Raw genomic sequence first — 20,279 nt, 5'->3', positions numbered from 1 at the left:
TTGGACTGGGTATATAAACGCCAAAAAGTTTTTTCTGGGGCAAAGAATTGCTATTAATGCGTCGAAACGAACAATTATAAAAGATTGGATGGCTAGATATATCTATTCAAAAATTAAGTGCGTGAAATAGAAACCTATTAAGAGCAGAAACCGAATGGCCGATCAGGAAACGCTCAAATTCTATGAAAACCAAGCAGCAAGTGTATTTCAACGCTATGAGTCTGTGGTCAGTGAAGTACAGCGCTATTTTTCGGTGAGCTTTCCTGCCGGTGCAAAGGTGCTCGATGTAGGAGCCGGTTCCGGGCGAGATCTACGTGAACTTCTTACTCAAGGTTACGATGCCTATGGCGTTGAGCCAAGCGAGTCCTTACGAAAGCTTGCGATCGATCATCATCCGCACCTTCAATCACGTTTGTTCTCAGGGCAGTTGCCTCAGATTGTTCTGCCTGATCAGTATGACGGGATTCTCTGCTCGGCTGTCTTTATGCACCTCCCTGAAATGGACCATGTGGAAGCGCTGATAAATCTGCGTGATTTATTACGCCCAGGGGGGCGGCTGTTGGTTTCCATACCAACGCAGAGGCCAGATATTGGCAGTGACAACCGAGATGGGGATGGACGGCTATTCCACTCCATCGCTCCAGATCACTTGATACTACTGGGTGCGCGTCTGGGGTTGGAGTACGTGAGCCGCTTTGATAACTCGGACTCTCTCGGGCGCGGTGGGATTCAATGGGCATCTCTGCTATTTCAACGCTCGACCGGTTTGGTGCGAACGCTGGATCGGATCGAGTCAGTACTTCGTAACGATCGTAAAACGGCGACGTACAAGTTGGCGCTGCTCAGAGCTTTTTGTGATCTGGCGGAACAGGGAGACAAAGTTGTTACTTGGGGTATAGATCGTAAAGCTTATGTGCCGATCGAGGCGATAGCACGGTTGTGGCTAATATACTATTGGCCGCTGATTACATCCCCCGTTTTTATCCCTCAAAACAATTCAGAAGGTCGTGGTGGAAAACCTCTTGCTTTTCGGAAACTACTGACAGAGCTGCATCGGCTCTGTTCTGAGTATTATGGCGATACAGCCTCCGTATTTACGCTTTTTATGATCGACTGGAAGCGTCAGAGGCTACCTGCTCAAATAGAAGCGGTACTCGGTAAAACATTGAAAAGCATTGGGTCGACGATCAAAGTAGGCCCTATTAAGTTTTCGGACCAAGGGCAGATGTTTGATTACGACAGCTCAACCCGAAGTGTCGCCTTGGATGGTGATCTATGGCGTGAGTTTGCATTGACCGGATACTGGGTTCGTGACTCTCTGTTATTGAGGTGGGCCGAGCTTACGGCTCAGTTTTCGAGGAAATATCATCCGGCGGTCAACGCAGGGGTAACCTTGAATCTATTACTGACCAGAGCAGAGCCAGAACGGGAGCAGCGGATTGCACGGGAGGTATTTCTGCAGAAAGAGGTCATTAATTGTGTTTGGAGTGATCGTCCTTTAACGAAAGCGCAGCTCGACGTGGATCACGCGCTTCCATACGCCCTTTTGCATAACAATGATCTTTGGAATTTATTACCTGCTCACAAAGCGGTTAACAATGCTAAACGAGATAGAGTTCCATCCCCGTCTTTTTTGGTTGAGCGGCGTGATGCGTTGATTTCGAGCTGGCAGCTCCTGGCAGAAGGCGAGCCTCGCACGTTCAGCAATGAGTTATCTGAAGCATTGGGGGGTTATCGCTCTAAGAGTTGGGAAGTGGATCTGTTTGCCCATATCAAAACTCAAGCAGAACGCCTGATCTACACGCGAGGGGCTCGACCTTGGGTCTATCAAGACGCGTAAGCATTTGTAACAAAGGTGAGATACCTCTCTTTCGGTTTGGTTTACCCGCCGAAATTGCCGTTAATAACATTGCTAGAGTTGGCAGCGGCCTTAAGTTGATCCAGATAATCAGCCCAGTGCTGCATCATCTTTCGGCGCTGCTCCAAGTGCCGGGTCCGGTTATAGCTTCTGCCGTTGGCATCTTTAACCTCGTGAGCAAGCTGCTGCTCTATCCACTCAATCCGGTAATCCAACACCTCATCCAGAAGCGTACGTGCGGTGGCTCTAAAACCATGTGCAGTGTGTGTTTCCCTATCGTATCCCATTCCTCTCAAAGCGATGCGAACGGCACCATCTGACATTGGACGGCTGGCGCCTCTTGCGCTTGGAAATACATACTGGCTGCGCCCGGTAATGGGTTTGAGACTCTCGAGAATTTCAAGACTTTGTCGGGCGAGGGGGATGATGTGTGGCTGGTGGGTTTTCTCAGCCGTGATCTCAATGCGTTTTTCTTCCCAGTTGATCTGATCCCAGCGGACTTGTCTAAGCTCGCCAGGGCGGCAAAACCAGAGGGCAGAGCACTTAAGCGCCGCGATGACGGCTGGGGTACCTGGGTATTCATCAATTGAGACAAGCAAGCGGCCGAGCTCTTTGGGGTTCGTAATAGCTGCGAAGTGGCTTTTCTTCGCTGGTCGCAATGCATCTTTGAGGTCGGTGCATGGGTTACGGTCACAGCGGCCAGTAACAATGCCATAGCGGAAGACCTGTCCGGCAACCTGCTTGACCCGGTGGGCTGTTTCTACGTGTCCTTTGTCTTCGATCTTGCGAAGAACCGGCAGGAGATCCAATGCAGTGATTTCAGATATGGGGCGTTTGCCGATGGATCCGAAGAGGTGTTTCTCAAGGGCGCGTATGGTCCGCTTCTGGTGCCCTTCAGACATATCGGTCATCTGTATGGAGAACCATTCGCGAGCGATTAGCTCAAAGCTGTTTTCGGCAGCTTCACGACCAGCCTGTTTCTTAGCTCGTTTCGTCGCGTTTGGATCGATGCCTTGAGTGAGCTGTGTCCGCGCCGCATCGCGCTGTTCTCGAGCGGCCGCAAGGCTTACGTCTGGATAAACCCCGAAGGCTGCCAGTTTCTCCTTGCCTTGAAAACGGTACTTCATACGCCAGTACTTCGAGCCGTTGGCCCTTACCTCAAGATACAGGCCTTTCCCGTCTGCAAGCTTGTATTTCTTTTCCTGTGGCTTGGCAGCCTTAACTTGTCGGTCAGTCAGTGGCATGGCGTATCCCCTGGTCAATTAGGGTTGGGGGTATCGGTTTGGGGGTATCGCCTTTATGACTATCCGAAGTCCCCCCAGGAGTACCCCCGATGTACCCCGGATTTGTTGGGTATGTGTGGGACTGTATGAGAAACACTATAGGCCCGAAGGCCCGTGTTTACTAGTGCTGTGGGATTGTTTGGGACTTGATGGGATGGGAAAGTGGTGGTGGGGTGGGACCCGGGTTCGATTCCCAGTATCGCTACCGTCGAAGTCCGTTAAAAGCCACCAATACAATCAGCGAGATAGCGCCCCTCAGTGTTCCGAACCGCCTTGCATAGCAGGCCGGTTAGAGCGTTCATGGGCTTCCACTAACCCAGACCAAGAGGTGAACGATGGAAGTCAAACACATGAATCAACGCCAGGTGGCGGACCGTTGGAGTGTCAGTGAGGCGACCCTGGAGCGCTGGCGCAGCGAGGGGATCGGACCCAGATTCATGAAGATCCAGGGCCGCGTATTGTACCGGTTGCAGGATATAGAAGCCTACGAGGAGCAGTGTTTGCGGGAGTCCACGTCAACGCCGGTGACGGATCGGTCGTAGTTGATTCCGGTGCGCTGGCGCTGGTCCTCCCACAGCCTGGGCGGGTCCACGGCCAGGTCGAACAGGGACAGGTGTGGCGGTACCTGGTCGTCCAGGATGGCCGCCACGATGTCCGGGGCCAGGATGGTCAGGTTGACCATCCGGCTCACATAGCTGTTGTCCACTCCTTCTTTCTCGGCGATCTCACGGAGCGACCGGACCTCGCCGTCCTCGAGCATGGCCAGCCAGCGGTGGCCCCGCGCCAGGGCCAGTTGCAGCGGCGTGGGCTCCGTGTCCCAGGGGCGGGGTTCCTGCACCTCGCCATCCGGCAAGGTGATGAGCCTGCGGCCACTGCGCCGTTTCAGCTTGATGGGCACCGAGATGCTCAGGCGCCCGTCGCTGGCCTCGAGGACCTTGGGGTCGCCGGTCTGGGTGAGTTCTATCTGGATGCCACGACCGTTGCTCATGCGATTATCTCCTCCCGGGCAGAATCGGTGATCTCCAGCGCCAACCTTTCAATGCCGTTGTTCCGCAGGCGCACGTCGATGCTGTTGGGGGTGACGATAACCTTCTCGACCAGCAAGCGGATGATCCGGCTCTGCTCGTCCGGAAACAGCTGATCCCAGACCTTGTCGAGCCGGGTCATCGCCACCGTCACTTGGGCTTCGTCAACTGGGTCGCCGAGCTGGTTCGTGACCGCTGCGGTCTTCTGCATCACCGGGGGCGATTGCAGCAGTGACCGGATCTGTCCCACCACGGCGGCTTCCAGTTCAGCGGCCGGAATGCGCGGAAGCCCCGAGGCGCCGGCGAACTCCTTGGTGTCGCGGGTGCTGAGGTAGTAGCGGTAGCGCCTGCCGCTCTTTTTCTTCACCGAGCTTGAGGCCGTCAGTGCACGGCCGTCCTCGCCAAACACGATGCCCTTGAGCAGGAAGGGGACCTTGGCCCGGGTCATGTTGCCGCGGGTGCGACTGTTGGTGGCCAGGATCGAGTGGACGTCATCCCACAACGCCTGGTCGATGATGGCTTCGTGCTTGCCGCGATACCACTTGTCCTTGTGCCGCAGCTCCCCAAGGTAGGTGCGGTTGTGCAGCAGCTTGTAGATCATGCCCTTGTCGATGGGCTTGCCGGGCCGGAAGCGTCCGTCCTGGGTGGTCCATGACTTGCTGGTCACCCCCTCCAGGCGCAGTTCCTTCACCATCAGGGTGGTGGAGCCGACCTCGGTGAACCGTTTGAAGATATGGCGGATGAGCTTGGCTTCGGCGGGGTTCACCACCAGGCAGCGGTCCTTCACGTCGTATCCCAGGGGCGGAATGCCGCCCATCCAAAGCCCTTTCTTCTTGCTCGCCGTGATCTTGTCGCGGATCCGCTCGCCGGTCACCTCGCGCTCGAACTGGGCAAAGGAGAGCAGGATGTTCAGCATCAGCCGCCCCATGGAGTTGGTGGTATTGAACTGCTGGGTGACCGAGACGAAGGAGACGCCGTGGCGTTCGAACACCTCGATCATCTTGGAGAAGTCCGTCAGGCTGCGGGTGAGCCGGTCGATCTTGTAGACGACCACCACATCAATCTTTCCCTTCTCGATATCGGCCATCAGGCGCTTCAGGGCCGGGCGCTCCATGTTGCCGCCGGAGAAGGCGGGGTCGTCGTAGTCGTCCTCCACCGGGATCCAGCCCTCGGCGCGCTGGCTCGCGATATAGGCATGGCCGGCATCCCGTTGGGCGTCGATGGAGTTGTAATCCTGCTCCAGCCCTTCCTCAGTCGATTTGCGGGTATAGACCGCGCAGCGCAGGCGCTTCTTCACCTGGTCCGTCATCGTTTGCCTCCACGCTTATCGTTTTTCTTGTCCGTTGCCTTGCGCAGGCCGAAAAACAGTGGCCCCGACCAGCGGGTGCCGGTGATCTCCCGGGCGATGACCGACAGGCTGCGGTAGATGCGGCCCTCGAACTCGAACTGGTTGTCGTGGGTCACCGTGACTCGGTATTCCTTCTCCTGGTAGATTCGCGTCAGGACCGTGCCGGGGACCGGCTTTGGGTAGCGATCGCGCAGCGGCTTCTGGCCGGTCTTGACGATGGCCTGGATCCGCCGTTGATTCTGTTCCACGAGGTTCTTGTGGGCCGGGGTCCGCTTGAACTCCACTTCCTGGAGGCGGTAGGCGAGCCGCCGCTCCAGAAAACTGCGGATGTGGGTGGGCGCCTCCTGCTTAAACAGCTGGCGCCATAGCGCCCGGATCTCTTCCATCGACATGTCGGGCAGCCGCGCGACCTGGGCCAGCACCGAGGGTGAGGTCTTGGGTAGCGAGAAGTCGTTCATCAGGCCTCCTTGGGCAGTGTTTTCTCTGCGGTTTCGGGGTGACCATGAACGCTTCGGTAGGCAGTGATAGCAAGTGAAACATCGCTATCTGAGTCCGAGGCCGGGGGTGGGTATTTATCGGCGTCGCGGAGCCGGAACAGACCGTTGGCCAGGATTTTTGCCACCTCGTCGAGGCGTTGCTCGGATGACATCCGTTCGGGAGATAAAGGGTGAGATTTCTGCATTGGTAACCGCTCCGATTCAGCAAAACAGTGTTGAAACATTGTCGGAGCCGAGCGGTGGTACGGCCATCAGGGCGTTTCGGGCCGTTGCGGAAAGGCGTGGCTGGCCAGTGCCGGCCACGGGTCAGTAGGGATTCTGGCCGTTGCGGATGAAGTTGGTGTAGGTGTCCGTGAGCAGTTCGTCTTGTTCGGTTTCCGGGTCTGGCAAGTCGTAGCCGCCGATATCGTCCAGCACCAGGACGGTCAGTGTCTTTTCCTGCTCGGTGGAGTAGATGCTGTATTCGGTGACCTCCTCGTCGAACCAGACACCCGGGCCGTGGCGAACGCCGTTACGTGCCGCGAAGGAAAAGTTCTCCTGTGCCGCCATGGATGCGGCAGGCACTTCGTTGAAGGACTGGCGGGTCGCGTAATACCGGCCGGAACGGAAAGCACTCGGGCTGGATTTCGACCAGTGCATGCAGCCTTCCTCCGACAGGATGGCGATGGCCCGTCGCTTGGTGAAGTCCAGCCACTTGAGGATGGCGGCCGTCAGAGAGACGCCGTACCGGTCGGCGCAATGGCTCATCAGATCGAAACTGAACGGCTGACCATCGGCCTGCTGACGGAAATCGTGGTTCGGCATCATCAGATTGGCGGCGAAGGCGTTCGCTTCCTGTTCGATCTGCGCCATGCCCGAATCCCGGTCGAGCATGTCTTCCTCGCCACAGCGGATGCCGTCCGCACCCGAATCCTGGCGGTGGATCATATAGTGGCCGAGTTCGTGGGCCAGCGTGAAGTTGACGCGGCCGACGTGTTCGACATTGCGGTTGTACAGGATTCCCCACTCCGATTTGGTCTCATTGGGGATCAGTGCTCCCTCGACCGACTTAAGATCCATTTCCCGGACCATCGTAATGGGGTCCGGATTGAACGAAGGCGTAAGCTCCAGGGCGACTTTGCGGACATCCACGGGGAAGCGGTCCTCCACGGCCAGCCCAAGGTCCAGAAACTTGGTGATGCGGTTGGCCTCCTTGAGGGGCCGCTTCCTCTCCGTCACGACTTCTTGCTCCACATGTCGACGATGTCTTTGATCTTGTCCTGGTCCTCTTTGTCCAGGCTGTTGAACTTTCTGAAGAACACCTCGCGCTCCATGTCCTGGCTCGGTTCGGTCTGCTCGTTGTTGATCAGGTACTCGGCAGTGACGTCCAGCGCTTTGGCGATGAGTGTCAGCTTCTCGGCCGACGGGCGCTTGACCCCCCGGTTCTCCAGTTCCCAGATGTAGCTCTTCCCTGACCCTATTTTCTCCGCAAGTTGTTCTAAAGTAAGGCCTTTTTTCTTGCGGAGCTCTTTGATCTTGGCTCCCAGCAGATTGGCCACGGTGGTATCTCCTCTCGGTTGGATCCTAAAAGTTCATTATAGACATACAGGAGGTACTTGAAAATGATTATAAACGGCATTATCTTGGAAGTTCGCTACCATGAACTTTTGGTATCTGTCTACCATGAGTTCGCCGTTTACTACTAACCGATGAGGGTTGATACCCATGCCGATCGTTCGAAACTTCATCCGCCACACCTCAGCCGCCGGCCTGCGGGAGTACTTTAGCCGCAAGCAGATCCCCGTGAACGGGGTCGACTGGTCGCAGGACCATCCGACGGTGGTCAGCAACGTCATCCAGTTGCTGGATCACCTCGACCCGAATCAAAAGGCCCGGCTCACGATCGATGCCGAACGCATTTACCAGATGGCAGATGAGGTCGGCCAGGCCGCGCTGCTGAGCGCCGTCAGCCCCCCCGCTCAATTGAGCGCCATGCCTTCCGCCCTGGAGCGCAGCCGTTGGGTTTACCTGCACGAGCCGGACAGTTTCCGCCATGCCGAGGATATCCGTTATGCCGACCAGTATCGCCATGGCAGGAACTGGAGCGGCTATCAGGTCGAAGTTGGTCTGCCCCTGAATTCGGATGCTGTCTCGCTAAGCGCGTTCAAGGAGAAGATCCGATCGCTCTTCGGCCTCGGCGACAAGGTCAAGATCGAGCTCTTCGAGCGGACCCTGCCGGATGAGGATGGCAACGAAGTCGACGTGGTACAGGTGATGGTTTACCAGGAAGGGCTGCCGGATTCCTACCTGGAGTTCGAGGGGGAGGATGACATTGTCTCCCGGATTCGGCGACCGGTGTCGGAGCACGCCATTACCTATTCCGAGGCCACGGGCGTGGTGGAGGTGGTGGCCGCCAAGCGTGAGCGTCGGGACAGCATCGCCAAGGCGTTCACCGAGGATCTGTTAAAGCAGGCCGTCGATGCGGAGCGGGTTCCGCTGCGGCGCTACGACCTTCAGCCGCTGATGACGGAGCAGGCGCTGGACTGGGACGTTGAGGACGGCATCGAGTCGGTGCAGTTGGTCATGATGAAGCTGAAGGATTTGGCGGGCGAGGGGCGTGTCCAGATCGAGGTACCGGCAAAGAGCCAGATGGGTCTGCATACCTACGCCCAGGAGCATTTCGGGGAACACAATCCGTTGACCTCGGGAGCGTTCACGCCGACCCAGGCCAGGATCAATATCCGTTTCCAGCCGGAGAACGGTGTGGGGCGCGGCAAGGTGCTGCCGGTCAAGATCACCATGCCGAACGGATGTGACTTGCGCAGTCGCACCGAGAGGGAGCGGCTGATCGGCGAGAAGTACCTCAAGCGCTGGGGCTTGCTTGAAGAGGTCCAGCAATGACTGCGGCAGTGTCGCTGAGCAGGAGTGCCTTGGCCCTCCTGCTGCGCCTGCTGAACAGCCCGACGCCTGGAATCAGCGGCAGCGTCCTGCACGATGATTTTCCGTCGGTGGCCGCCGAACTCCTGCAGGGCGGCTTTTTGAGCCCGGCCGGCTCGATGGCGTCTCTGCCGCATGACGACACAGGGTTTGCCGAACTCACATGGTGTTCCGAAAGTAGAGGCTTCCGCTATTTTTCCACAGGTGCCGGCTGGGTCACGGTAGCTGCCGGCCAGGTGAAGCGATACCTGGTTGATACGGACCAGCTAATGGAGTGGTTGAGAAGGCTGTTCGATATCGAGGCCCGGTATCAGGTTACCACCCTCCATGATTCCGTATTCTGGTATTTGGGCATCACTCGCATCGGGGCTTACAGGGTCAATCTGTACTTCGTGCGGCGTTTGGAGCTGGCCGACAACCTGCGGTCATTCCTGGCCACGCTGAAGCAGGAATCGGGCAGGACGCCCGCAATCATCGTGAGTGCTTCGGAACGTATCCCGCCGGTTCTGGAGTTGCCGCTGGACGTGGCCCTGGTACCGTTGCAGAACCTTCTGGTGCGTACCGGCGATCACTGCTCGCTGGATCACGCGGCCGTGCTACCGCTATTGCGGGGTTGTCCGGCGGACGAGGTGCGCGATACCGGCATCGGATTGCGGTTCTCGACCGACTACCGCCAGGTTCACTGGAATGGAGAAGCCTACAAGCTGACCAAAAAGCAGGCGGCCGTGGTGGAGGCTCTGCACCGGGAAGGTGGCAGGGCGCACAAGGACCTGCTGCGTGCGGAGGCGGAGACCAATGAAGAACTCCACCGAATCATGCGGAATAAGGTCGACGGTAAATGGGTGCCTCATCCGCTGTGGAACAGGCTGATCAAAGGGGAAGGTAATGGCTACTACTTTTTTGATCAGTAAGGGGTTGAGGTACGCTCAACCCAAATCTCTACAGTCAACATCGCGCGGACGCTTTGCTATCATTTCCGGCTTGTCAGGCGCGGGGTGATGATGGATTGGAATTCAATAAAAACACAAGGCTACAAGGACGTCGATGGTACCCGCTATAACCTGTCCCACCTTCAGGATGCCAAATACCACTTCGTCATCGAGGCTAGCGGAAAGTACCCGGAACTGAAGTGTACTCTTCTCGTGCAATACAGCAGCCACTGCGTATCCTGGGGGCCAAAGCGGGGAGAAGATATTGATTTCAGTATCCATGGGGAGCAGCGCCGAATTATTGACGACAAGGGCGTGCACCGGTGCTTTTGCGATATTCGGTACGCACTTTCGTCTCACCTTCCTGGTATCTTCGAAACATTTTCGGACCGGCACTGCCTGTTCACGGGTCATGAGAACTGGCTGACAATAGAAATACTGGATCCCGCTGGTGAATGTCAGGAATACGAGGTGTTCTTCAGTATCACCAGGCAAAGTAGCGGCATGCTGCGCATCTATGTTGAGAGTGCCTATGTAAGGGAACCGGATAATCCAGGTAATAGGCCTGTGCACCTGAAACGTCGTGATAAAGTGCGCGCGAAGGTCTTGTTGGCTAAAAAACTTCGTGGCGAACCAGTCAGGCGGCCAGCTGGTGGACGAAAAGGTAGGCGCTAGAAAAGCAAAAAGCCCAGTTAAGGGCTTCTTGCTCTCGGGTGCTCTTGTCATTTCAGCACGGCTGAAACCGAGTTTCCTCGGCGGCGGGTGGACACCGCGTCATGCAGCCCCGTACATATCCACCTACGACGAAGTATAGCCAGACCGGAATAGCGAAGTCAAATGGCTACTTGGTTCCATCCTTCTCTCAAGCTCCTCGGGCATTCATCCATAACCTATTGATTTTAAAGGTACTCATCGCTGCTTTCGCAGTGGGCCTCGATCGCGTTAGCCATCCAGGCGGGCATCTTGGAGGTCCGTAGCGTCTCGAACTCCTCCGTGCTCAAGCCTTCCCGGATGCGCCGGACCGCCTCGGCATCGATGTTGTCCTTGCCCAGATACCAGAGGGCCGAGAGGGCCAGCCCCGGTTTCTTGCCGGCATGCTGTAGCCTCCGGTGACTGGTCGTGTGCATGAGCTTGACCTTGAGGTTGCCGACGCGGATCTCCCGGCTCGGGCCACTGGTGTAATACACCGGTGTGGTGGGCATCTGGGTGCTGAGTTTGAAGCGGCGTGCCGCTTCCGCGCCGTGGACCTGCACGGTCTCACCGTGATCTTTGGCGATCACCTCGATGACACGCGACACCTCCGGCATCACGCTGCCGATGAAGCGGCTTTTCTTCGGGCGCACGAATACCCCGCGCGCGACGCGCTGGATGACGCCTTCCTCGACCAGGCGAGAGAGCGCCTTGTCGACGGCGGAGCGTGAGCCGAGCTTGAGGAAGCGGGTGTTGGTGAACGGCTCACCCCTCTGCATTCTCAGTACCCGCTGTTTGATGCTTTCAGCCACAGACATTGCTCTAGCCTCCTGTCAGTATCCGAAAAACCAGCATAATTTCGGACATAAAGCAAGGCTTGGTAGAGGCTTAGTGTAACGCTGCTGTGCTCGTAACTATCGGTATTTATTGAAAATCCCACCGATTTTCCCACCTTTCCCACCCCCGATTATCCCACCTGCTGCCTCGCATCATGGGCTCACGTTTCCGCAACAACCCTAAGGAGCGAATCGTGAGCGTAAAACATTTGAATCAACGTCAACTGGCCGACCGTTGGGGCGTCAGCGAAGCCACGCTGGAGCGCTGGCGGTCCGAGGGCATCGGTCCCGTCTTCCTCAAGATCCAGGGTCGGGTGCTGTACCGCGCCGAGGACATCGAGGCCTACGAGGCTGAGTGTCTGCGCAAGAGCACCTCGGAGCGTGCGGCGGGAGGTGCGGCATGAGCCTTTCCCTGCACGACGCCCAGACCCTGTCCATCGGTGAGCTGGCGGGTGTCCACCCGGAGGATCTGCTGCGGCTGCAGCAGGAGGCCGACGCCGAACTCCGCAAGGCCAAACGCCTGAAGGAGTGGGTCGAGGGGGCCATCGCCCTGAAATACGACCAGCGCGTCCAGGCCCTGCGTCAGCAGCTCAGCAAGGAGACCGGCACCGTCCACTTCGACGACGACGGCGTCCGGGTCACCGCCGACCTGCCCAAAAAGCCGGTCTGGGACCAGCGCAAGCTCGCCGAGATCGCCCAGCGCATTGCCGCCAGCGGCGACGACCCGGGCGAGTTCCTGGAGATCACCTACCGGGTCGCCGAGCGCAAGTACACCGCCTGGCCCGAGAGCCTGCGCAAGGCGTTCGAGCCGGCCCGCACCCTGAAAACCGGCAAACCCATCTTCCGTCTTTCGACCGCTGAGGAGAAGTGACCATGGCTAACTGTTATCTGGAAAAACTGCGCAAGAGCGCGTTCTACCTCAAGCAACTGCCCGAGCAGATCACCATCCCGGCCCTGGGCGAGGGCACTGAGGCCGAGGTCAAGCCGCTGACGGAGGCGACCATCGATGACATCGCCTTCGCCCAGCAGGGACTGAACTGCGAGCTGAGTCGCATCGTCGCCCAGATCGAGGCGCTGCGCCGGGTGCACGATATGGCGCGCAGCCACGGCGGCAAGGGCGCGGATCTGGCCATCGAGGTCATCCGCCAGTCCGGGGAGGTGAAATGATGAGCTTCCCCATCATCACTGCCGACCAGCGCCTGGCGGAGCGGCGCGGTATCAAGGGCTGCATCCTCGGCGCCTCGGGCATCGGCAAGACCAGTCTGCTGTGGACCCTGGACGCGCAGAGCACCCTGTTCTTCGACCTGGAGGCGGGAGACCTCGCGGTGGAGGGCTGGGCGGGTGACACCATCCGCCCCCGCACCTGGCAAGAGTGCCGCGACTTCGCTGTCTTCATCGGCGGTCCCAATCCGGCGCTGCGGGAAGAGCAGCCCTACAGCCAGGCCCACTATGAGGCGGTCTGTGCCAAGTTCGGCGACCCGACCGCGCTCGACAAGTATGCCACCGTCTTCGTCGATTCGATCACGGTCGCCGGACGGCTCTGTCTGCAGTGGTGCAAGGGCCAGCCGCAGGCGTTCAGCGAGCGCACCGGCAAGCCCGACAGCCGCGGTGCCTACGGGCTGCACGGCCAGGAGATGATCGCCTGGCTGACCCACCTGCAGCACACCCGCGACAAGAACATCTGGTTCGTCGGCATCCTCGACGAACGGGTCGACGACTTCAACCGCAAGGTGTTCACGCCGCAGATCGACGGCTCCAAAACCGCGCTGGAGCTGCCCGGCATCGTGGATCAGGTCATCACGCTGGCCGAGATCAAGAGCGATGAGGGCACGCCTTACCGCGCCTTCGTTAACCACACCCTCAATCCCTATGGCTACCCGGCCAAGGACCGCAGTGGGCGCCTGGACATGCTGGAGGAGCCCCACCTCGGGCGCCTCATGCAGAAGATCCGCGGCCCGGTGAGACCCGTCACCGAGCGCCTCGATTTCACCTGTCCCGCTGCCCAGGAAGCCGAACTCACCGCTACCGAAGGTCGCTCCGGTGCATCCCTGCACCCGCGACATACCGTTCGTCCTGAACATAAAGGAGACCACTGATGACGACCTGGAATGATTTCAACTCGGCCGACGACCAGAACAGCTTCGACCTGATCCCCAAGGGCACGCGGGTCAAGGTGCGCATGACCATCCGCCCCGGCGGTTACGATGATCCCTCGCAGGGCTGGACCGGCGGCTATGCGACCCAGAACGCGACCACCGGCTCGGTGTACCTCAACTGCGAATTCGTGGTGCTGGAAGGCCCCTACGCCCGCCGCAAGATGTGGAGCCTGATCGGCCTGCACAGCCCGAAAGGGCCGGAGTGGGCCAACATGGGTCGGGCCTTCATCAAGGGCATCCTCAATTCCGCGCGCGGCCTGCACCCTCAGGACAACTCGCCCCAGGCACAACAGGCCCGCCGCATCCAGGGCTTCGCCGACCTGGACGGCATCGAGTTCGTGGCCAAGGTGGAGCTGGAGAAGGACCAGTACGGCGAGGACAAGAACGTCGTCAAGACCGCGATCACGCCGGACCACAAGGACTACGCCGCGGTGATGGGCCAGGCGCCGGTCAGTCAGGGCGCCGCCCCGGCACCGGCCAAGCCGGCCACCCCCACCGGCCGTCCCAGCTGGGCACAGTGAGGAGGGCGCGCCATGTTGTTACGACCTCGTCAGAAAGTGTTCGTGGAACGCAGCCTGGCTGCGCTCCGCCAGCACGGCAACACCCTTGGGGTGGCGCCGACCGGCGCCGGCAAGACCATCATGCTGTCCGGCGTGGCCGGGCAGTGGTTGGGCGACACCCAGGCCAAGGCCTGCGTCCTGGCCCACCGCGACGAACTCACCCGCCAGAACGAAGCCAAGTTCCGGCGGGTCAATCCGGCCCTCACCACCTCGGTGTTCGACGCCCGGGAGAAATCCTGGGCGGGTCAGACCACCTTCGCCATGGTGCAGACCCTGGGCCGGGAGGCCAACCTGCGGGACATGCCCTCGCTGGATCTGCTGGTGGTGGACGAGGCGCACCACGCCGCGGCACCCATCTACCGGCGCATCATCGATCGTGTGCGCGAACGCAATCCGGAGGTGGCCATCTTCGGGGTGACGGCCACTCCCAACCGGGGTGATCGCAAGGGGCTGCGCCCGGTGTTCAGCAACGTCGCCGACCAGATCACCCTGGCCGAGCTGATCCAGTCGGGACACCTGGTGCCGCCGCGCACCTTCGTGGTCGACGTGGGCACGCAGAATGAGCTGTCCCAGGTCAAGCGCACCGCCGACGACTTCGACATGACGGCCGTGGAAGCCATCATGAACAAGGCGCCGATCACCGAGGCGGTGATCCGCCACTGGCGGGAGAAGGCCAGCGGTCGCCCGACGGTGGTGTTCTGCTCCACGGTTAGCCATGCGCGCAGCGTGGCCGAGGCGTTCACCGCAGCCGGCATCGGCGCCGAGCTGATCCACGGCGACCTGACGCCGGAAGCGAGGCAGGCGGCACTGGCACGGTTCGAAACGGGCGAATCCCAGGTCGTCGTCAACGTGGCGGTGCTGACCGAGGGATGGGACCACCCACCCACCAGCTGTGTGGTGCTGCTGCGCCCCAGTTCCTTCAAGTCCACCCTGATCCAGATGATCGGCCGCGGTCTGCGCACGGTCGACCCCAACGAATACCCGGGCGTGAACAAGTCCGACTGCATCGTGCTCGATTTCGGCACCAGCACCCTGCTGCACGGCTCGCTGGAGCAGGACGTCAACCTGGACGGACACGAGGGTTCCGGTGAGGCCCCGCGGAAGGAGTGTCCGGAGTGCGGTGCTCTGGTTCCGGTCGCCTGCCGGGAGTGCTCACTGTGCGGCCACGTCTGGGAGCGCTCGGAGTCGGAGGGCAGGGTCGATCTGACCGACTTCGTGATGTCCGAGATCGACCTGCTCAAGCGCTCCTCCTTCCGCTGGTGCGATCTGTTCGGTGACGACGCGGCGCTGATGGCGACCGGCTTCGAGGCCTGGGCGGGCGTGTTCTTCCTGAGCGGGCAGTGGTACGGCGTCGGCGGCGGCAAGGGGCTGACCACCCGCTTGCTGGCGGCGGGTGAGCGCACCGTCTGCCTGGCGGCGGCCGACGACTGGCTCAACGAGCACGAGTCGGAGGACACCGCGCGCAAGTCCCGCACCTGGCTCAACCAGCCGGCCTCGGCGGCTCAGTTGCGCTATCTGCCGCCCGCCTACCGCCAGGATTTCGGGCTCACCCGCTATCAGGCGTCCTGTCTGCTGGCCTTCCAGTTCAACAAGCGCGAGATCCAGTCGCGGATCTTCGCCGTGGCAGAGCGGAAGGAGGCGGCATGACAAATCGACAGGACAGGCGATTTGGAGCGCCGCAGGCGACCCCAAAGGGGGCGAGCACAGGGATGTGCGAGATCATCTGTATTACCGTTGCGCCGTCTGCCACCGTCCGCCCCGCGGCTTCTGCTGGCTCGACCCGAATCGCGAGCAGCCTCCCGAACGGCGTCGGGCCAGTTTCCGCCGCTTCTGCTCCCGCGATTGTCAGGACCTCTACTACCAGCTGCAGCGCAAGGGGGTGGCGATGAACCGGACCGATCTGGAACAGAAGGCCGCCGAGTCCGTGCTCGGGCCGCTGGGCGACTACGTGATGCAGGTCGGCATGGACAAAGGACTGGGGCAGTACAGCAAGGCCGAGATCCTGGGGCTGGTGGACACCATTCTCGAGGCCTATCACCGGACGCTGCAAGAGCTCTACAAAGACGAGGTGCCGTTCTGATGCTGGACTTCAATCACAGACCCACCTTGTCGGAAAGTCTCACCGGGCGGATCGATGTCGCCCTGCAGACCGAGGCCCAGGCCCGGCCTCCCCGGGACTACCTTGGCGCATCGCGTCTGGGCGTCGCCTGCGAACGGGCGCTGCAATACGAGTACCTGCGGGTGCCGGTCGACGAGGGCCGCAGCCTGGCGGGGCGCACCTTGCGTATCTTCGCCGCCGGCCACGTCTTCGAGACGTTGGCGATCGATTGGTTGCGGGCGGCGGGCTTCGAGCTCTACACGGAGACCAGCCGCGGCGAGCAATACGGCTTCTCCGCCGTCAGTGGTCGGCTGCGCGGACACGTCGATGGTGTGCTCGCCGGCGGACCGGAGTCGGCGGGATTGAGCTATCCCGCCCTGTGGGAGTGCAAGTCGCTCAACGCCCGGTCGTGGAAGGAGGTGGTGAAGCGCGGTGTCACCCTGGCCAAACCCGTCTACGCCGCGCAAATCGCACTCTACCAGGCCTACCTGGAGCCGCAGATCCCGGGGATCAGCCGCAATCCGGCACTGTTCACCGCCATCAACAAGGACACGGCGGAGATCCACTTCGAGTGTGTGCCCTTCGACGGCGCGCTGGCCCAGCAGGCCTCGGATCGTGGCGTGCGGGTGCTTCAGGCCTGCGATGCCCACGAGCTGCTGCCACGCATCAGCCGGGATCCCAGTCACCAGGAGTGCCGTCGCTGCCCCTGGCAGGATCGCTGCTGGGGAGGGCGGGCATGATGGCGGATAACATCGTATGGCTGGACTTCAACGACGCACCCGATCAGGGCGCGCCCGTCCACCTCGGCCACGACGCACGGGACCTCAAGGCCCAACTGCTGGCGCGGCTGCCGGCGGCCCTGGCGTACCTGTTCCCGGCCGGCAAGATCCGTGGCAAACAGTTCGTCGTCGGTGACCTGCAGGGCAATCCCGGGCGCAGCCTGGTGGTTGAGCTGGAGGGCGAGCGCGCCGGCATGTGGATCGACTTCGCCACCGGCGAGGGCGGGGACATCCTGCAGGCCTGGGCGCACGTGCAGGGACTGGACTCGACACGGGACTTTCCGCAGCTGATGGCCGCAGTGGCCGATTGGCTGGGGGTGCCGTCCCAGCCGCTGCCCCGCGCCCGGAGCAAGGCGCCGGCGATGGATGAGCTGGGGCCGGCGACCGCCAAGTGGGATTACCGCGATGCCGAGGGCCGGCTGATCGCCTGCGTCTACCGCTACGACACACCCACCGGTAAGGAGTACCGGCCCTGGGACGTCGCCGCCCGCGCCATGCGGGCACCCGACCCCCGGCCGCTCTACAACCTGCCCCAGCTCAAGGGTGCCCGGCAGGTGGTGCTCGTGGAAGGCGAAAAGGCCGCCGATGCGCTTATTAGGGAAGGGCTGGCGGCCACCACCGCCATGAACGGCGCCAAGGCACCGGTGGACAAAACCGACTGGTCGCCCCTGCAGGGTAAGCAGGTGCTGATCTGGCCGGACAACGATGCCGCCGGCCGTGAGTACGCCGAGCGCGCCGCCGGGGCCATCGCCGCGGCGGGCGCCAGTGACGTGGCCGTGTTGCAGGTGCCTGCGGACAAGCCCGAGAAATGGGACGCCTTCGATGCCGTCGAAGAGGGTCTGGATGTCTGGGCCTTGCTCCGCGAAGCACCGCGCACGCTGGTCAAGGCGGATGCCGGCCTGCCGGTCTTTTCGCTGGGCCACCTGTTGGATGATCGGTCCCCCATGCCGGACGACCTGATCGCCCCGCGCGTGTTGACGCCGGGCGGGATGATCGTCTTCGGCGGCGCACCCAAAGTGGGCAAGAGCGATTTCCTGCTCTCCTGGCTGACCCACATGGCGGCCGGGGAACCCTTCCTGGATCTGACCCCCTCCCGGCCACTGCGGATCTTCTATCTGCAAGCCGAGGTGCAATACCACTACCTGCGCGAGCGCATTCAGTCGATGGGCCTGCCCGAGTCGGTGAGCCGACGCGCCGCCGACAATCTGCTGGTCACGCCGCAACTGCGGCTGGTGTTGAACGACGAAGGCGTCGCCCGGGTCACCCAGGCGCTCAAGCGTGCCGCGGCCGAAGGCGGGCTCGACGTGCTGGTGATCGACCCGATCCGCAACGTGTTCGACGGCGGCCCGGATGGGGTCAGCGAGAACGACAACAACGCCATGCTGTTCTTCCTGCGGGAACGGGTGGAGCGGCTGCGCGATGCGGTCAATCCGGATGCCGGCATCATCCTCGCCCACCACACCAAGAAAATCGGCAAGAAGCAGGTGGAGGAAGACCCCTTCCTGGCCCTGTCCGGCGCCGGCAGTCTGCGCGGTTATTACACCACCGGCATCCTGCTGTACCGGCCGGACGAATCGCGCACCGATCGCGTGCTGGTGTTCGAGTTGCGCAACGGCCCGGCGCTCGCGGCGAAGCGGGTCGACAAGTCGGCGGGGCGCTGGGTGGAGCTGGATCCGCACGGCGAGCGGCTGGTGAACCGGGACTACGGTGCGCGCCTGGACGCCGAGCGGCGCCGCAAGCACGACGTCATCCTGCAGCTCATCTTCGACGAGGCCCAGGCCGGGCGGGTCTACACCGCCACTCAGTTCGCCGAGGCCTTCGAAGGCCGTGCTGGCCTGGGCGCCGAGCGCACCATCCGCGAGCGGGTCGGTGTCCTGGCCACCAAAGGGTACATCAAGTTCTTCCGCAATCCCCAGGACTACGGCCGCGAGCCCCTGGCGCGCACCAAGTTCGGCTACCTGTGCGTCGAGGGCATGACACTGCCCGGCCCCGAACGGATCGACACCGACACCGGTGAAGTGGTCCACACGCCGGTCCCCGTCAAACCCACCCATTACAAGTGTCCCCAGACCGGTGCCGCGCTGCCCGTCGAGCATCCGGACGTCTGGGTCTATCAGGAGGAGGGCTCCCATGAATGATCAACCCGTACGGATGGCGGCCTCGCTGCCATCTGAACAGCGGATTTGCCATCTGCCAACTGGCTGCCGACTGGAACCCAGTGAAAACAAGGGCTTGGGTCAGTTGGCAGATGGCAGGCGGCAGATGGCGGGCGAGCGCTGCCAACTGACGCTAAACCCGGAAATCACGGGGGATTGCGGCGGATTTTCAGATGGCGGGGGAACCCACTCTCCCTTCGGGAGAGGAGAGCCCCCGGCCGGGGAGGCTCTCCATCCCGGGGAGGGGATGTCGCGGGCGCGAGGCCTGCCTGTGATCCTCTGCCTTGATCTGGGCACGACCACCGGCTGGGCCTTGCACTCGGCCCAGGGTGTCATCACCAGTGGCACGACCCGTTTCAAGAACGACCGCTGGGAGGGCGGCGGCATGCGCTTTTTGAAGTTCACCCGTTTCCTGGACGATCTCGAAAGCCAGGCCGGCCCGATCCGGATGGTGTTCTTCGAGGAGGTGCGCCGCCACCTCGGCGTCGATGCCGCCCACGCCTACGGTGGCTTCATGGCCCACCTCACCGCCTGGTGCGAACACCAGGGTATCGCCTACGAGGGCGTGCCGGTCGGGACCATCAAGCGTCACGCCACCGGCAAGGGCAACGCCAGCAAAGCGATGATGCTCGCAAGCGCCCGGCAGCGCGGCCACTGGCCGGCGGACGACAACGAGGCGGATGCGCTGGCGCTGGCCTATTGGGCGGTGGAACACCGCCTGGGAGGTGCGTGATGGCAAAGTGGACGGCAGAGCAGGTCGCGCAGCGGTTCGAGGAGTGCGTCACCACCCTGCGCAAGCTGCCCGGCGAGCGCAGCCTCGGCTACGCGAGTTATTGGCCCGAGATCCGCTACGAACCGAGGGAGCTGGCGCGGCAGGAGCCCGGTCCCCTACGGCTGAAGGCCACGCCGGAGCAGGTGACGCGTATGGAGGAGACCCTGTCCTGGATCAGCTGGGTCAACCGCGGCGAGCGCCGGCTGATCTGGTTGCGTGCCTATCGCACACCCTGGCGGGCGATTTCGCGGGAGACGGGCTTTCCGAAGACCTCCGCCCAGCGCTATTGGGAAGGGGCGTTGCTAAAGATCGCGAGACGTTTGGCAGAGGAGAAGGTTTCCGCGTGAACACGCCAAAACCGCCGGTGGGACAAAAC

General features: G+C 61.3%; 24 protein-coding genes. 16 read left to right on the top strand and 8 right to left on the bottom strand.

What is annotated here, in order from left to right:
- Positions 1–154: 154 nt before the first annotated feature.
- Complete coding sequence (locus tag G403_RS22275) at positions 155–1,840, top strand: class I SAM-dependent methyltransferase (RefSeq protein ID WP_051298571.1); 1,686 nt, start codon at positions 155–157, stop codon at positions 1,838–1,840.
- 41 nt (positions 1,841–1,881) lie between these two features.
- On the opposite strand, the gene G403_RS0105325 is transcribed toward G403_RS22275, so the two are convergent.
- Complete coding sequence (locus tag G403_RS0105325) at positions 1,882–3,102, bottom strand: tyrosine-type recombinase/integrase (protein ID WP_036232641.1); 1,221 nt, start codon at positions 3,100–3,102, stop codon at positions 1,882–1,884.
- Positions 3,103–3,476: 374 nt separating this feature from the next.
- Between G403_RS0105325 and G403_RS24850 the strand changes: the two genes are divergently transcribed.
- Positions 3,477–3,683 (top strand): helix-turn-helix transcriptional regulator, encoded by a 207-nt coding sequence (locus tag G403_RS24850; RefSeq protein ID WP_084403941.1) that lies wholly within the window; start codon positions 3,477–3,479, stop codon positions 3,681–3,683.
- On the opposite strand, the gene G403_RS22270 is transcribed toward G403_RS24850, so the two are convergent.
- The 6 genes from G403_RS22270 to G403_RS0105295 form a co-directional block, all read right to left on the bottom strand.
- The gene (locus G403_RS22270; RefSeq protein ID WP_051298569.1) at positions 3,626–4,129 is read right to left on the bottom strand and encodes a hypothetical protein; all 504 of its coding nucleotides are present in this window, start codon (positions 4,127–4,129) and stop codon (positions 3,626–3,628) included. The genes G403_RS24850 and G403_RS22270 overlap by 58 nt on opposite strands.
- Entirely contained in the window at positions 4,126–5,475 is a 1,350-nt protein-coding gene (locus G403_RS0105315) for a recombinase family protein (RefSeq protein WP_027853077.1), read from the bottom strand. Before G403_RS0105315 ends, G403_RS22270 begins: the two co-directional genes overlap by 4 nt.
- Entirely contained in the window at positions 5,472–5,972 is a 501-nt protein-coding gene (locus G403_RS0105310) for a DUF2924 domain-containing protein (RefSeq protein WP_027853076.1), read from the bottom strand. Before G403_RS0105310 ends, G403_RS0105315 begins: the two co-directional genes overlap by 4 nt.
- Positions 5,972–6,196, bottom strand: a complete 225-nt coding sequence (locus G403_RS22265) for a hypothetical protein (protein WP_245578206.1) — start codon at positions 6,194–6,196, stop codon at positions 5,972–5,974. Before G403_RS22265 ends, G403_RS0105310 begins: the two co-directional genes overlap by 1 nt.
- A gap of 121 nt (positions 6,197–6,317) precedes the next feature.
- Positions 6,318–7,244, bottom strand: coding sequence for an ImmA/IrrE family metallo-endopeptidase (locus G403_RS0105300; RefSeq protein ID WP_211232647.1), 927 nt, complete (start codon positions 7,242–7,244; stop codon positions 6,318–6,320).
- Positions 7,226–7,549, bottom strand: a complete 324-nt coding sequence (locus G403_RS0105295) for a helix-turn-helix domain-containing protein (protein ID WP_027853074.1) — start codon at positions 7,547–7,549, stop codon at positions 7,226–7,228. The genes G403_RS0105300 and G403_RS0105295 overlap by 19 nt, the downstream gene beginning before the upstream one ends.
- A 166-nt stretch (positions 7,550–7,715) precedes the next feature.
- Between G403_RS0105295 and G403_RS0105285 the strand changes: the two genes are divergently transcribed.
- The 3 genes from G403_RS0105285 to G403_RS25255 all read left to right on the top strand — a co-directional run bounded on the left by G403_RS0105285 (position 7,716) and on the right by G403_RS25255 (position 10,531).
- Positions 7,716–8,891: a hypothetical protein gene (locus G403_RS0105285; RefSeq protein WP_027853073.1), complete on the top strand. Its 1,176-nt coding sequence runs from the start codon at positions 7,716–7,718 to the stop codon at positions 8,889–8,891.
- Positions 8,888–9,838, top strand: a complete 951-nt coding sequence (locus tag G403_RS0105280; RefSeq protein ID WP_027853072.1) for a hypothetical protein — start codon at positions 8,888–8,890, stop codon at positions 9,836–9,838. Before G403_RS0105285 ends, G403_RS0105280 begins: the two co-directional genes overlap by 4 nt.
- 87 nt (positions 9,839–9,925) lie before the next feature.
- On the top strand, positions 9,926–10,531 hold the full coding sequence (locus tag G403_RS25255) for a hypothetical protein (protein ID WP_156899644.1): 606 nt from the start codon (positions 9,926–9,928) through the stop codon (positions 10,529–10,531).
- A 224-nt stretch (positions 10,532–10,755) separates the two neighbouring features.
- Here the strand turns inward: G403_RS25255 and G403_RS22260 are convergent, their stop codons facing one another.
- Positions 10,756–11,364, bottom strand: a complete 609-nt coding sequence (locus tag G403_RS22260; RefSeq protein WP_036232638.1) for a DUF6088 family protein — start codon at positions 11,362–11,364, stop codon at positions 10,756–10,758.
- Positions 11,365–11,576: 212 nt separating this feature from the next.
- Between G403_RS22260 and G403_RS0105265 the strand changes: the two genes are divergently transcribed.
- The 11 genes from G403_RS0105265 (at position 11,577) to G403_RS0105215 (ending at position 20,250) form a co-directional block, all read left to right on the top strand.
- Positions 11,577–11,786, top strand: coding sequence for a helix-turn-helix transcriptional regulator (locus G403_RS0105265; RefSeq protein WP_027853070.1), 210 nt, complete (start codon positions 11,577–11,579; stop codon positions 11,784–11,786).
- Positions 11,783–12,253 carry a hypothetical protein gene (locus G403_RS0105260; RefSeq protein WP_027853069.1) on the top strand — a complete coding sequence of 157 codons (471 nt, stop codon included), beginning with the start codon at positions 11,783–11,785 and terminating at the stop codon, positions 12,251–12,253. The genes G403_RS0105265 and G403_RS0105260 overlap by 4 nt, the downstream gene beginning before the upstream one ends.
- A gap of 2 nt (positions 12,254–12,255) precedes the next feature.
- Entirely contained in the window at positions 12,256–12,549 is a 294-nt protein-coding gene (locus G403_RS0105255) for a hypothetical protein (protein WP_036232635.1), read from the top strand.
- Positions 12,546–13,478: an ATP-binding protein gene (locus G403_RS0105250; protein WP_245578205.1), complete on the top strand. Its 933-nt coding sequence runs from the start codon at positions 12,546–12,548 to the stop codon at positions 13,476–13,478. The genes G403_RS0105255 and G403_RS0105250 overlap by 4 nt, the downstream gene beginning before the upstream one ends.
- On the top strand, positions 13,478–14,059 hold the full coding sequence (locus G403_RS0105245; RefSeq protein ID WP_027853066.1) for a hypothetical protein: 582 nt from the start codon (positions 13,478–13,480) through the stop codon (positions 14,057–14,059). Before G403_RS0105250 ends, G403_RS0105245 begins: the two co-directional genes overlap by 1 nt.
- Positions 14,060–14,071: 12 nt before the next feature.
- Entirely contained in the window at positions 14,072–15,745 is a 1,674-nt protein-coding gene (locus G403_RS0105240) for a DEAD/DEAH box helicase (RefSeq protein ID WP_027853065.1), read from the top strand.
- A gap of 64 nt (positions 15,746–15,809) precedes the next feature.
- Positions 15,810–16,178, top strand: a complete 369-nt coding sequence (locus tag G403_RS0105235) for a DUF6511 domain-containing protein (RefSeq protein ID WP_027853064.1) — start codon at positions 15,810–15,812, stop codon at positions 16,176–16,178.
- The gene (locus G403_RS0105230; RefSeq protein ID WP_027853063.1) at positions 16,178–16,936 is read left to right on the top strand and encodes a PD-(D/E)XK nuclease family protein; all 759 of its coding nucleotides are present in this window, start codon (positions 16,178–16,180) and stop codon (positions 16,934–16,936) included. Before G403_RS0105235 ends, G403_RS0105230 begins: the two co-directional genes overlap by 1 nt.
- On the top strand, positions 16,933–19,113 hold the full coding sequence (locus G403_RS0105225; protein WP_245578204.1) for an AAA family ATPase: 2,181 nt from the start codon (positions 16,933–16,935) through the stop codon (positions 19,111–19,113). Before G403_RS0105230 ends, G403_RS0105225 begins: the two co-directional genes overlap by 4 nt.
- Entirely contained in the window at positions 19,106–19,864 is a 759-nt protein-coding gene (locus G403_RS25620) for a crossover junction endodeoxyribonuclease RuvC (RefSeq protein WP_245578203.1), read from the top strand. The genes G403_RS0105225 and G403_RS25620 overlap by 8 nt, the downstream gene beginning before the upstream one ends.
- Positions 19,864–20,250, top strand: a complete 387-nt coding sequence (locus G403_RS0105215; protein ID WP_027853060.1) for a DUF6362 family protein — start codon at positions 19,864–19,866, stop codon at positions 20,248–20,250. Before G403_RS25620 ends, G403_RS0105215 begins: the two co-directional genes overlap by 1 nt.
- Positions 20,251–20,279: the final 29 nt, after the last annotated feature.

The sequence above is a fragment of the Marinobacterium litorale DSM 23545 genome (assembly GCF_000428985.1).
GTDB lineage: Bacteria > Pseudomonadota > Gammaproteobacteria > Pseudomonadales > Balneatricaceae > Marinobacterium_D > Marinobacterium_D litorale.
Note: the sequence above shows the minus strand (reverse complement) of the source record. Positions and strands in the feature narration are given on the sequence as shown.